This is a genomic window from Bacillus cereus (assembly GCF_025917685.1).
Taxonomy (GTDB): Bacteria; Bacillota; Bacilli; order Bacillales; family Bacillaceae_G; genus Bacillus_A; species Bacillus_A cereus_AT.
The window spans coordinates 4,000,295-4,012,761 of record NZ_CP089518.1; the positions used below are offsets into that span (position 1 = coordinate 4,000,295).

The following is a 12,467-nucleotide window of genomic DNA, read 5'->3' on the forward strand; positions in this document are numbered from 1 at the left end:
TTACGCCCTTTTTTGTTTTGATGGAATCATTGTATGAATACGGTCTACAACAGCATCTGTCGTTAAACCAATTTCTTCTAATAATTTTGTTACACTACCATGCTCTATGAAACGGTCTGGAATACCCATTCTTTCAATTAATGCACTGTGGTATCCATTTTCAGATGCAAATTCAACTACTCCTGTTCCAAAACCTCCGATTAAACACGCTTCTTCAATCGTTAAAATCGGTATATTTTTCCCTAAAAGCTCATGTAAATATGCTTCATCCATTGGTTTAATAAAGCGAGCATTCACTACTTTGACTGAAACTCCAGCCTTTTCAAGACGCTCAGCTGCTTCCATTGCCATCGGGATTGTCGTACCAAACGTTAAAATTGCTGCTTGTGTGCCTTCTTTTAACGTTTCCCATGAACCAATTGGAATCGCCTTTAATTCTTCATCCATATGAACGCCAAGTCCATTACCGCGCGCATAACGCAAAGCAATCGGTCCATCTTCATATTGCATCGCCGTATAAACTAAATGTTGACCTTCATTTTCATCTTTCGGCATCATAAGCACCATATTCGGCAAGTGACGTAAAAACGCGATGTCAAATACCCCTTGATGCGTTTCACCGTCTGCTCCTACTAATCCAGAGCGATCTATTCCAATGAAAACATTTAAATTTTGACGACAAATATCATGAACAACTTGGTCATATGCTCTTTGTAAAAATGTTGAATAAATTGCTAAGAATGGCTTCATCCCTTGTGTTGCCATACCAGCCGCCATTGTTGTAGCATGCTGTTCCGCAATACCTACATCAATCATGCGATCCGGAAATTCTTTTTGGAATTTCTCAAGTTTCGATCCAACAGGCATTGCAGGCGTAATTGCAACGATACGTTCATCCGTTCTTGCTAGATTAAGTACAGTATCACTAACAACAGCACTCCATGCTGGTGCAACTTCCTTCGGTTTAACGAAGTCACCTGACTCGATTTTATACGGTCCTGTTCCATGCCAAGTTCCAATAACGTCACTCTCAGCTGGTTTATAACCTTTTCCTTTTTTCGTAATTACATGAACAAGTACTGGGCCTTTTGTTTTCTTTGCATATTGCAACGTTTCGAATAACTTTTCATAATCATGCCCATCGACCGGACCTAAATATGTAAAGCCTAATTCTTCAAAAAAGACGCCTGATACTAGTAAATATTTTAGACTATCCTTTATTTTCTCTGCTGTCGCAGCAACTTTCCCGCCAACTGCTGGGATTTTCTTCAATATATACTCTAATTCATCTTTTACCCAATGGTACTTCCCTGCGGTACGTAAACGACCAAGTACATTATGAAGCGCACCGACGTTTGGTGCAATTGACATTTCATTGTCATTCAAAATAACAATCATGTCCGTTTTTTCATGACCAATATGGTTTAATGCCTCTAAAGCCATTCCGCCTGTTAATGCACCATCGCCAATGATTGGTATAACGTATTCTTCCGTTTTCTTTAAATCACGCGCTAGAGCCATTCCCATTGCAGCAGATAATGACGTCGAACTATGACCAGTTTCCCAAACATCATGCTCACTCTCGCAGCGTTTTGGGAAACCACATAGACCTTGGTATTGCCTTAATGTGCCGAATTCTTTCGCACGCCCTGTTAAAATTTTATGTACATAGGATTGATGTCCTACATCCCATAAAAACTTATCTTTCGGACTATCAAATAATTTATGCAGAGCAATTGTGAGTTCTACTACACCTAAATTAGGTGCAATATGTCCACCTGTTTGAGAGAGCTCTTCAATTAAAAATTTACGAATATCCTCACTCAATCCCTCTAGTTCGCTAATAGACATATCTTTCAAAAAACTAGGGTTTTGAATTTGCGTTAGATCCACACGGATCACTCACTTTCATTTCATAATCTGTCAACATGTCAAATATTATAAGAAATATTTACACAACACAAGAAATTCTCTTTCTATTCTTTTTATCTTGTCCTGCTTTCAGAAAACACTTCCATTTTTTTCACTTATCATATTATACATCATATTTCTTTACGCGATGAAAAAAATAGCCGCTAACACGAAGTGATAACGGCAATGTAATCTACATATATTTTTGCCAATAACAAGAAAAGAAAAACCTTTTCCTACATTTATATCATAAAATGATGAATGACTCAACAAATGAAAACGCTGTTATATTAGTTATTACGTTTTGCGATCAAATCACAAATAGATAGTAAATATTCATCTTGTAATTGCAAGGAGCTAATAGAATCTTTTGCTTTTGCAATTTTTTCCTCTAAAATAGATTTTGCTCTATCTACAGTAAATAACGTCGTATATGTACTCTTTTCATTAGAAACATCACTACCAATCGGTTTTCCAATCTCTTCTTCGATGCCTTCTACATCCAAAATATCATCTCTAATTTGGAAAGCTAGACCGATATATTTCGCAAATGCAAGTAACTTCTCTTCCTGCTCTTCTGTAGCATCAGAAAGTATCGCTCCTGCAAGTACAGCAAACTCAAGCAGTTTACCTGTTTTATGCTTATGGATGTACTCTAATTCATTAATTGTAAGTCGTTTTCCTTCAGCTTCCATATCTGCCACTTGTCCAGCAACCATTCCTTCAGGTCCTGCTGCTTTCGCAAGCTCAAGTACAAGTCTTACTTTCTTTTCAGCAGAGATTTCTTTATGCTCATATGCCATAATGACTTGAAAAGCATATGTTAACAAACCATCTCCTGCTAAAACTGCCATTGCTTCACCAAATACTTTATGATTTGTAGGCTTTCCTCGTCTTAGATCATCATCATCCATACAAGGTAAATCATCATGAATTAACGAATATGTATGAATCATTTCAAGGGCACAAGCTGCACCCACTCCAAGATTTTTTTCTTTCCCAAACGCTTGTAACGTTGCAAATAAAAGTAACGGGCGGAGACGTTTCCCACCCGCTTCCAAAGAATATGCCATCGCTTCACGAAGCACATTTGGACATTGTAATTCATTTGCATAGCTTACAAGCTTTTCTTCTACGAAAGTTTTACTCTCTTTCAAAAAAGCATCAAAAGCTATATGTGTCACTATGCTTCATCTCCTAAAGCAGTAAACGGTTTAAGCTCTCCATCTTCCCCAAGGATAACTGCCATTTGTTCTTGTACATCTTTCAATTTCTCATCACAAAGCTTAGATAATTCCATGCCTTCTTTAAAATAAGAAATCGCTTCCTCTAAAGGTACATCACCTTGTTCAAGCTTAGAAACGAGGTGCTCAAGCTGCGAAATCGCTTCTTCAAAGCTTAACTTATTTTCCATTATTCAATTCACGCTCCTCTATGCTTGATACGCTACAATCTAGTATTCCATCTTGTAATTGAACTGAAACAGCATCTCCAAGGCTAACATCTTTCACGCTTTTTAATACTTGTTTCTCTTCATCGTATACAAGCCCATACCCTCTCATCATTACTTTAAGCGGGCTTAATACCTCAAGCTTTTGAGCCGCTCTCACAAATACGAACTCCTTCGTTTGAAGTAATGTTTGCATTTCACGTTGCAACTGCTTTTGCAACGTTTCAATTGCCGTTTTCGTTTGTATAATTTTTTGAGATGGGTGGTGCTTTTCTAAATAAAATGAAAGTTGCTTTAATTGATTTACTTTTTTATCTATATAACGCTCTTTCGCTAAAACAAGTTGTTCAAGAGCCCTGTCTAACTGCTCTTCTTTTTGTTCATACACTTGCCTTGGATAACGGAACGCATAAGATTTTTGTAACACTTGCAGTTTTTCTTCTTTTTTATGTACTCTCTCTCTCATTGCTCTTTGCAATCTCAGAGTTCTTTGTAATACCTTTTCTTGTAACTCTATAATATTAGGTACCGCCAGCTCAGCTGCTGCAGTCGGTGTTGGTGCACGTAAATCCGCGACAAAATCTGCGATTGTAAAATCTGTTTCATGGCCTACAGCCGAAATAATCGGAATCTCACTTGTAAAAATTGCTCTTGCAACTACTTCCTCATTAAAGGCCCATAATTCTTCAATAGAGCCTCCACCACGTCCAACAATTAAAACGTCAATATCTCCCATTTCATTCGCTGTACGAATCGCTTGTACAATCGAGGGAGCTGCTGACTCCCCTTGTACAAGTACTGGAAACACAATAACATTCCCAATTGGGTAACGACGTTTAATCGTTGTAATAATATCACGAATTGCTGCTCCTGTTGGCGACGTGATTACACCTATTGTTTTAGCATACGGAGGAATTATTTTTTTATAAACTTGAGAAAACAACCCCTCTTCCTCTAAACGAACTTTTAACTGCTCATAAGCTAAATGCAAGTTTCCAATTCCATCAGGCTGCATGTCTTGAATATAAATTTGATAAGAACCACTCGCCTCGTAAACAGAAATCTTTCCTTTTACAAGTACTTTCATTCCATTTTCCGGTCTGAATTTAATGTTACGATTATGACCCGCAAACATAACCGCTGCAATTCTTGCATTTTCATCTTTCAATGTAAAATACATATGACCACGACTATGATATTTAAAGTTGGAAATTTCTCCTTTTAACCAAACAGACTGCAAATGCGGATCATACTCTATTTTTGTTTTAATATAGCGTGTTAATGCTGTAACGGTTAAATATTGTTTCTCCATTGCTCTCTCCTCATAGCCGATTCAACTTATTTACAAACAACACCTGCACGCTTTGCGGACTCAACAGTGTTGTGAAGAAGCATTGTAATAGTCATTGGACCGACTCCTTTTGGTACAGGTGTAATGTATCCTGCAACGTCTAATACATTGTCAAAATCAACATCACCACAAAGTTTGCCTGTTTCTAAACGGTTAACACCAACATCAATTACAACTGCACCTTCTTTAATATAATCAGCTGTTACCATTTTCGCTCTTCCAACAGCTACGATTAAAATATCAGCTAACTTCGATAATTCTTTTATATTTTGCGTCTTTGAATGACAATATGTGACAGTTGCATTTTCATTTAAAAACAGTTGTCCCACCGGTTTACCAACAATATTACTTCTTCCGATTACAACAACATGTTTTCCAGAAATATCAAGATTTGTTTCTTTTACTAATTCCACAATACCGTGCGGTGTACATGGAAGGAATGTATCTTGTCCCGTCATCATACGTCCAACGCTGATTGGGTGAAATCCATCTACATCCTTTTCAGGTGAAATTCTTTCAATGATAGCTTTTTCTTCAATATGTTTTGGTAAAGGTAATTGTACTAATATGCCATTAATACGGTCGTCTCCATTTAAGCGATCGATTTCAGCAAGCAAACGCTCCTCAGTAATCGTTTCAGGAAGTTCAATTAGCTCTGAATAAATTCCTACTTGCTCACAGCCCTTTTCTTTTCCTTTTACATAAGAACGCGATGCTGGGTCTTCTCCAACTAAAATAACTGCTAATCCTGGTACAATCCCTTGCTCTTTTAACTTCACAACTTCTTCTTTCAATTGTGCTCGTTTTTTCTCCGCAACTTCATTTCCTTTGATGATTACTGCTACCATTTTAAGATTCCCCCTTAAAGAAATTACAGTGTATCTTTTATATTAGATAAAACGCCGTTAATAAAACGACGAGATTCCTCATCCCCAAATGTTTTTGCAATTTCAATCGCTTCGTTAATTGTTACATTGTGTGGAATTTCTTCCATGTATTTCATTTCATACACAGCTACACGTAAAATACTGCGATCAACAATACTAATACGCTCAAGCTTCCACTTCTTTAAATTTTGACGAATTGCTGCGTCAATCTCTTCTTTGTTGTCTACAAATCCTACAACAAGTGATTCTAGAAACTCATTTGTTTCTTCACCTTCATCTAGCGTATTTTCCACCGCTACTTTCGGTTCTAATTCACCTGTAATATCCATTTGGTATAATGCTTGCATAGCTCTTTCTCTAGCCGTCCTACGTTTCATTGTAACTCTCCTTTATACTTCAAGTCTTTCCTTATGCTTTGTTATATTATTATAATTTATAAGCCGTCAATTCACTTACTCTTGTAGTTTTCATTGATTTTCCAACCTTATAATACAATGATAATAACACAATTTATCGTTTCACACACGGGGTACAAGGCTGAAAAATAATAAAAAGATTAACTTCAAGTTCCATATCTTATCACAATGTACGTTTTTTGGAAAAATGAAACATTCTCTTTTATGTTTCTTATTTTTTGAAATAGTATAATAATTTAGAGGTTTTTAATTTGTGAAGAAATGAAACGATAAAAAAGGCACCTATGTTACTAGGCACCTTTTTCACTCTTACACTGGTTCGATTTCTGTTTTTTGTGTTTCGAATGTTACGCCAACGATGTGAACATTCACTTCTTTTGGCTCAAGTCCTGTCATTGTAAAGAGTGCCTGGCGTATATTGTCTTGAATTTTTTGTGCAACAACTGGAATTGCTACACCAAAATACATAACAACATAAAGGTCAACAATAATATCTTCGTTTGCTAGCTCAACCTTTACACCTTTACCGTGATTTTTCTTACCTAACTTCTCAACAACATCTGTAGCAAAATTACCACGCATTGCCGCTACACCTTCTACTTCAGCAGCTGCAATACCTGCAATTACTTCGATTACTTCTGGTGCAATTTCTACTTTTCCAAGAGTTGTATCTTGACCCATATCTAACATATGTTCAGCCATGAAAAAAACCTCCTTTAATGTATCACTGCGTCACAAGTTCATGCTCTTCCAAAAATTTCGTGTTAAACTCACCTTTTACAAAATCAGGATGATCTAGCAATTGCAAATGGAACGGGATTGTTGTATGTACGCCTTCAATGACAAACTCACTGAGTGCTCGCTTCATTTTTGCAATTGCCTCTTCACGTGTTTTTCCGTGAACAATTAATTTAGCAACCATCGAATCATAGAAAGGTGGAATTGAATATCCCGGATATACAGCTGAATCGACGCGAATACCAAATCCGCCTGGTGGCAAGTACATTTCTACTTTACCTGGAGATGGCATAAATTTTTTGGCAGGGTTTTCCGCATTAATTCGACATTCAATTGCCCAGCCATTAAATTGTACTTCTTCTTGCTGTAACGATAACTTTTCTCCAGAAGCAACACGAATTTGTTCTTTAATTAAATCCATCCCTGTTACCATTTCTGTAACTGGATGCTCAACTTGAATTCTCGTATTCATCTCCATGAAATAAAAGCTTTTCGTTTTATATTCATAAATAAACTCAACCGTACCAGCACCTGTATAATCAACCGCTACCGCTGCTTTAACTGCTGCGTCACCCATTTGCTGACGAATATTTTCATCAAGTGCAGGTGATGGACTTTCTTCTAATAGTTTTTGCAAACGGCGCTGAATTGTACAATCACGCTCTCCCAAATGAATGGCATTTCCATGTGTATCTGCCATTATTTGAATCTCAACATGGCGGAAATCTTCAACGTACTTTTCTAAGTATACACCAGGGTTCCCAAAAGCGGTACTAGCTTCTTGCTGTGTAATTTGAATTCCTTTTACAAGCTCTTCTTCATGGCGAGCAACACGAATACCTTTTCCGCCGCCACCTGCAGTCGCTTTAATAATAACTGGATATCCAATTTGATTAGCAAGCTCGATCGCTTCTTCGGTATTTTTAATAATCCCTTGTGAACCTGGTACAATCGGAACCCCTGCTTCTTTCATTGTATCACGTGCAACGTCTTTTGTGCCCATCTTTGAAATAGCTTCTGGGCTTGGACCGATAAAAATCAAGTTACACTCACGGCACAATTCTGCAAAATCCGCATTCTCTGCTAAAAATCCATATCCCGGATGAATTGCATCACAACCTGTTAATTTCGCAACACTAATAATGTTCGTCAAATTTAAATAGCTTTCTTTCGAAATCGTTGGTCCAACACAATACGCTTCATCTGCAATTTGCACATGAAGTGACTCTTTGTCTGCTTCTGAATAAATTGCAACTGTTTCAATATCCATTTCTTTACAAGCTCGAACAATTCGTACAGCAATTTCCCCACGATTGGCTATTAATACTTTTTTTATCATCACAAAGACTCCCTTATTACGCTTTTACAAGAAATAGCGGTTGTCCATACTCAACAAGCTGTCCGTTATTAACAAGAATTTCAACAATTTCGCCCTCTACATCTGCGTCAATTTCGTTAAATAATTTCATAGCTTCAACAATACATACGATAGAATCTTTCGATACTTTGTCCCCAACACTTACATATTGAGGTGTATCAGGCGAAGAAGAGGAATAAAATGTTCCTACCATCGGTGATGTGATTTTATGTAGGTTTTCATTTTGAACAGCTGTCTTCTCTTCTTGTTTTGGCACTTCTACTTGTGCTGCCGCTACTGTTGTTTCTACTTCAACAGGTGCTGCTGGTTGCATGACTTGTTTCGTTACGGGTGCTTGCACAGTAACTACTTCATTACCACGTTTTTTCATTTTAATTGTTGTACCGTCTTTTTTGTATTCAAATTCATCAATATTAGAGCTATCAATTAATTTAATTAATTCACGAACTTCTTGAATTTTAAACATGTAAAATCCACTCCCATACTCTTGTTTGTCCCGTTTTTACAGATTCTCATCACTAAAACTAGATTGACTGTAAAAATACGATGTATTCTATTAGAAAATTTATTTCATTTACTAATAGAAATATTTACTATTCCCATCTTACGATAAATTTTTTAAACATTCCAATTTATATTTCTTTGTAATAAATCGAAACTCCTGTAAAAATATTATTCCACTAAAAAATTATTACCTAGTAATAATACCAAGTTTCACACAAAATTGGCAAGACCACTTCCTAAAAAAACATTTTTCACTTTTTCAAAACTTCACATTGTAAACACGTAATTCCCTAACCACTCTTCTTTTTTCTAAGATAAAAAACATATTTTTACCAAATATTATTTTTTTGTTTACGTGCCGTTCATTCTTCCTTCATATAAGAATAGTATGTTCAAAGTGTATAAAATTTATTGTAGTGAGGTGTGGACATATGATATGGCTCATTCTATTCTTACCTGCCGTAGTGATTTGGGCATTGGTCCTCTTCATCCACGTCAAATCTGGAAAAAGTAATCACCATTATCATGAACCATTAATCTTTTACTCACAGCGTATTTCCCCGTTTCCAATTGAAAAGACTAAATACAACAACAAAGATGAAATAGAAAAAAGCTATCGAAATCGATAGCTTTTTCTATTATTCTTTTATCTCATTTGAAACAGCAACACCTATTATAATTTCAATTTATTTTACTGATGGGTCAAATTTCACACCTACATCTTTTGAACCACCTTCACTTCTTACAAGCTGAATAATTTTATTCGCTTCTTTTTGTGAATGCTTTGCCGCTTTAACTGTCACTCTAATGTCAGTTCCATCAGCTCTTACAAGAGCGTCTTTATATCCACCTTGAGACTTAATCACTGTTTCAAGTAATTCTTGCTTCGTTTCCATTGTAGTGATTGCATCTAGATTATCTTTCGCTTTACTCTTTTCTTCTGCTGAAGATTTTGATGAATTCATTACACCTTGTAATTTTTCTTTCTCTGCACTACGCTGATCTTCCATTTGCATACGTAAAGCTGTGAAATTCTCATCGCTTGATTGAACTGATACGTTAGCATCCTTTTTACTTGTCTCTTTTTTAGCATTCTCTTTTTTGTCTGTTTCTTTATTTGTAGTTTCCTTACTTGTATTTTCTTTTGTTGTTTCTTTATTTGTAGTTTCTTTCGTTGTTTCTTTTGTGACTGCTTTGTCAGCACCTTGTTTTTCTTGTCCCATCTTTTCACCCACTGTTGGTGCTGCAGTATTTTTATTCTCAGGAGTTGTCACGTAATAAACAGATAGTACAACAACTAAACTTAACATCGTTAATAGCCAAACTGTTTGTTTTTTTAACACTTTATTTCCTCCCTATCAATTTTTCGGTGATACTGAAACGCGATGAGCTGGCACATCTAACAATCGCGTCACAGCCTCTTTTACCATTGCTTTTATTTGTATATTATCCACTCCCTTTGCTACGACAAGAACACCTCGTACTTTCGGTTTCTCTGTTCGTAAAACAATTGGAGTTTCTTTATCCCCTTCACGTATAATGACTGTTTTTTCATCAAGAGACTCGTCCTCTACTTCTCTTTTCCCACCTGTTTTATCAGTTTCACCTGTTGTTTGTGAACGCTTTACTGTATTTTTCTCTAGTATTTTTTCTTCAGATGAATCTAAGTTTACTTTAATCGTTACATCTTTTACTCCCGCTATCTCTTCTAAAGAAGCTTTCAATTCTTGCTCATACGCTTTTTCATATTTTTCTACATTTGACATATTATCGTTATTTTTTTGTCCGAAAGTTGCTACGTCCTTTTCTTGGTTTTGAGTTTTTTGTTCTTTAAACACAGGTACTTCTTCTTTTCCTGAAAAGAACTTACTAGAAAACATAAGCAAAATCCCAAGTATAAGTAGGACAAGTAAAAACTTAGGTGTTACCTTTTTTCCCTTCTCATTACTTTCTTTTTCATCCCCATTTAATAAGTTGCGGAAAAATGAGAACTTCGAATTTTTATCTTTATTGTCCATTTACTCTACCTGTCCTCCCTTCCATTTGAACTTGGATTTGTTTATCCTCTAGTTGCCACCTGCTTGAAAAGAAACCTTTCATTTCTACATTCGTTTCTTCTATTTTTTTTGGAGGTTCTTTCGTATTAATTTCAACTGGCTTTACTGTTTCAATTGCATCATTTTTACTACGTTCTTTTTCTTTCAACGTCACAACAACAGATTGAATATCTTTCGCTGACTTTACTTCCCCTGCATGTTTCACTGCGACTATTTGTATTTCAGAGACTGTCATACCATACTTTTTCTCAAACTCTTTTCCTACGTCTTTTTTCATTTTGGTAGCCATCTCTTCTAAACTATATGCACGTGTTAGAGCTTGTATTTCTTTTTTCTTCGAATCTATCGAATTTTTTACCGATCCATCTGCTACGTACTTTTCTTCATTGAAATTTGCGATAACTTCATTTACATCTGTTTGTAACAACTTAAATAGAGGCGTTAAAATTAATACAACTAACAATAGACTTACAACGAATTTAACGTACTTTTGTAAATTTGAATTCGGAAGAATAAGATGAAGCATTGTCGCTAAGAGTAAAAAAACGATAATATTTCTAATCCACTCTGTAACAAATTGCATACTCTTCACCTCCTATCGCATCATGAGCGTAATGTTCCCCGCAGCAATAATAATCGTGATACTTAAAAAGAACATAAACGACACGATAGCTAAACAAGCAAATACGTAAATGATACTTCGTCCGATAATATCTAAACATTGAATAATTGCGCCTCCGCCAACTGGTTGCAATACTGCCGCTGCGAATTTATAAATAAATGCGATACAAAATATTTGAATCGCTGGAAAAGCGACAATTAAGCACAGAATGACGAGCCCGATAATCCCGACTGTGTTTTTTAATAATCCAGATGCACTAATAACGGTATCCGCTGCCTCAGTAAACATCCTTCCTACTACAGGAATGAAGTTTCCTGTTACAAATTTAGCAGTTTTCACAGCTATGCCATCAGCAACGGCTGAAGCGGTTCCTTGTACAGATAATACCCCTAAAAAAACCGTCAAAAAGATACCCATAATCCCAACACTAACGTTTTGCAAAAGCTTGGACAATTTCGTAACTTTATATTGATCACTCATCGTACTTACAATACTTAATATAGTTGCAAGTAATAAAAGTGGTAGAACAATATAATTCATAAGAAGACCACTCGTGTTCATTAAGAAAATGATGATTGGATGAAAAAACGCTACAGACACGACACCGCCACCGGTTGCAATGAGTGCAAGTAAAATTGGTAATAATGCTAGTATGAAATCTACCATTGTTTGTATCGTCTCTCTTGCATATGTCATAACAACATAAAAACTATTTAAAGCGAAAATAATAAGTACCATGTATACGACTGCATCCGCAATTTTACTTACACTACTCTTTGAAAAAGAAGATTGTAGTGATTGCAACAATGCACTGAAAATCGTAAGCATAATGAGCGTTCCAAGTAACTTTCCATTTGCAACAAGCTCGTGAAATAAATATTTTAATAGACCTATCATCCACTCTTTTATGGAGAACTCTTTTTCTCCCTTTACAAACTCCATAAAGCTTCCTTTTTGACTCTCTGGTAAATAGCCTCCGTACTTTGTAACAAGCCCGTCCCAAAATTGCTTCACATCTTCAATTCCGAGCTTATCCAATTGTTGATCAACGACGTTTGTTTCTATAGGAGAAGCTTGTACAACAATCGGTAAAGAAAAGAAAAGGAAGCAAGCAAATAGCAGCTTAGCTCCGAACTTCCTCAACATTCACTCC

The 12,467-nt window shown here is 36.1% G+C and carries 14 protein-coding genes; 1 reads left to right on the forward strand and 13 read right to left on the reverse strand.

The genetic code is table 11. The features are described from left to right. The 9 genes from dxs to accB form a co-directional block, all read right to left on the reverse strand. Window positions 1-1,893 carry a 1-deoxy-D-xylulose-5-phosphate synthase gene (dxs, locus tag LUS72_RS20705; RefSeq protein WP_097830734.1) on the reverse strand — a complete coding sequence of 631 codons (1,893 nt, stop codon included), beginning with the start codon at window positions 1,891-1,893 and terminating at the stop codon, window positions 1-3. Window positions 1,894-2,201: 308 nt separating this feature from the next. After that, window positions 2,202-3,095: a (2E,6E)-farnesyl diphosphate synthase gene (ispA, locus tag LUS72_RS20710; protein ID WP_097830733.1), complete on the reverse strand. Its 894-nt coding sequence runs from the start codon at window positions 3,093-3,095 to the stop codon at window positions 2,202-2,204. Then, window positions 3,095-3,325, reverse strand: coding sequence for an exodeoxyribonuclease VII small subunit (gene xseB, locus LUS72_RS20715; RefSeq protein WP_000428422.1), 231 nt, complete (start codon window positions 3,323-3,325; stop codon window positions 3,095-3,097). The genes ispA and xseB overlap by 1 nt, the downstream gene beginning before the upstream one ends. Then, complete coding sequence (gene xseA / locus LUS72_RS20720; RefSeq protein ID WP_097830732.1) at window positions 3,315-4,673, reverse strand: exodeoxyribonuclease VII large subunit; 1,359 nt, start codon at window positions 4,671-4,673, stop codon at window positions 3,315-3,317. The genes xseB and xseA overlap by 11 nt, the downstream gene beginning before the upstream one ends. 26 nt (window positions 4,674-4,699) lie before the next feature. Then, window positions 4,700-5,560: a bifunctional methylenetetrahydrofolate dehydrogenase/methenyltetrahydrofolate cyclohydrolase FolD gene (folD, locus tag LUS72_RS20725; RefSeq protein WP_071718655.1), complete on the reverse strand. Its 861-nt coding sequence runs from the start codon at window positions 5,558-5,560 to the stop codon at window positions 4,700-4,702. A 23-nt stretch (window positions 5,561-5,583) separates the two neighbouring features. Continuing rightward, window positions 5,584-5,976, reverse strand: a complete 393-nt coding sequence (nusB, locus tag LUS72_RS20730; protein WP_000830246.1) for a N utilization substance protein NusB — start codon at window positions 5,974-5,976, stop codon at window positions 5,584-5,586. 348 nt (window positions 5,977-6,324) lie between these two features. Next, window positions 6,325-6,717 (reverse strand): Asp23/Gls24 family envelope stress response protein, encoded by a 393-nt coding sequence (locus LUS72_RS20735; protein WP_000807630.1) that lies wholly within the window; start codon window positions 6,715-6,717, stop codon window positions 6,325-6,327. Between the two features lie 22 nt (window positions 6,718-6,739). Further along, window positions 6,740-8,092 carry an acetyl-CoA carboxylase biotin carboxylase subunit gene (accC, locus tag LUS72_RS20740; protein WP_071747080.1) on the reverse strand — a complete coding sequence of 451 codons (1,353 nt, stop codon included), beginning with the start codon at window positions 8,090-8,092 and terminating at the stop codon, window positions 6,740-6,742. Between the two features lie 16 nt (window positions 8,093-8,108). Next, window positions 8,109-8,597 (reverse strand): acetyl-CoA carboxylase biotin carboxyl carrier protein, encoded by a 489-nt coding sequence (gene accB, locus LUS72_RS20745; protein WP_000472877.1) that lies wholly within the window; start codon window positions 8,595-8,597, stop codon window positions 8,109-8,111. 469 nt (window positions 8,598-9,066) lie between these two features. Between accB and LUS72_RS20750 the strand changes: the two genes are divergently transcribed. Then, window positions 9,067-9,264, forward strand: a complete 198-nt coding sequence (locus LUS72_RS20750) for a hypothetical protein (RefSeq protein WP_002094415.1) — start codon at window positions 9,067-9,069, stop codon at window positions 9,262-9,264. A gap of 57 nt (window positions 9,265-9,321) precedes the next feature. Here the strand turns inward: LUS72_RS20750 and LUS72_RS20755 are convergent, their stop codons facing one another. From LUS72_RS20755 to spoIIIAE, 4 genes are read right to left on the reverse strand one after another with little or no spacing between them, the layout of a single operon-like run. Next, window positions 9,322-9,978 (reverse strand): SpoIIIAH-like family protein, encoded by a 657-nt coding sequence (locus LUS72_RS20755; protein WP_097830731.1) that lies wholly within the window; start codon window positions 9,976-9,978, stop codon window positions 9,322-9,324. Window positions 9,979-9,993: 15 nt separating this feature from the next. Further along, window positions 9,994-10,653: a stage III sporulation protein AG gene (spoIIIAG, locus tag LUS72_RS20760; protein WP_097830730.1), complete on the reverse strand. Its 660-nt coding sequence runs from the start codon at window positions 10,651-10,653 to the stop codon at window positions 9,994-9,996. After that, window positions 10,643-11,275: a stage III sporulation protein AF gene (gene spoIIIAF / locus LUS72_RS20765; RefSeq protein WP_097830729.1), complete on the reverse strand. Its 633-nt coding sequence runs from the start codon at window positions 11,273-11,275 to the stop codon at window positions 10,643-10,645. Before spoIIIAF ends, spoIIIAG begins: the two co-directional genes overlap by 11 nt. Window positions 11,276-11,287: 12 nt before the next feature. Beyond that, a complete protein-coding gene (spoIIIAE, locus tag LUS72_RS20770; protein ID WP_071747085.1) occupies window positions 11,288-12,460 on the reverse strand; it encodes a stage III sporulation protein AE in 1,173 nt (390 codons plus the stop codon). Window positions 12,461-12,467 lie beyond the last annotated feature (7 nt).

What these genes read in the sequence shown, in the direction of transcription:
- nusB (WP_000830246.1), bottom strand. Translation starts at nt 5,976, where the DNA reads ATGAAACGTAGGACGGCTAGAGAAAGAGCTATGCAAGCATTATACCAA.
- spoIIIAG (WP_097830730.1), bottom strand. Translation starts at nt 10,653, where the DNA reads ATGGACAATAAAGATAAAAATTCGAAGTTCTCATTTTTCCGCAACTTA.
- accB (WP_000472877.1), bottom strand. Translation starts at nt 8,597, where the DNA reads ATGTTTAAAATTCAAGAAGTTCGTGAATTAATTAAATTAATTGATAGC.
- spoIIIAF (WP_097830729.1), bottom strand. Translation starts at nt 11,275, where the DNA reads ATGCAATTTGTTACAGAGTGGATTAGAAATATTATCGTTTTTTTACTC.
- spoIIIAE (WP_071747085.1), bottom strand. Translation starts at nt 12,460, where the DNA reads ATGTTGAGGAAGTTCGGAGCTAAGCTGCTATTTGCTTGCTTCCTTTTC.
- folD (WP_071718655.1), bottom strand. Translation starts at nt 5,560, where the DNA reads ATGGTAGCAGTAATCATCAAAGGAAATGAAGTTGCGGAGAAAAAACGA.
- LUS72_RS20735 (WP_000807630.1), bottom strand. Translation starts at nt 6,717, where the DNA reads ATGGCTGAACATATGTTAGATATGGGTCAAGATACAACTCTTGGAAAA.
- xseB (WP_000428422.1), bottom strand. Translation starts at nt 3,325, where the DNA reads ATGGAAAATAAGTTAAGCTTTGAAGAAGCGATTTCGCAGCTTGAGCAC.
- LUS72_RS20750 (WP_002094415.1), top strand. Translation starts at nt 9,067, where the DNA reads ATGATATGGCTCATTCTATTCTTACCTGCCGTAGTGATTTGGGCATTG.
- xseA (WP_097830732.1), bottom strand. Translation starts at nt 4,673, where the DNA reads ATGGAGAAACAATATTTAACCGTTACAGCATTAACACGCTATATTAAA.
- accC (WP_071747080.1), bottom strand. Translation starts at nt 8,092, where the DNA reads ATGATAAAAAAAGTATTAATAGCCAATCGTGGGGAAATTGCTGTACGA.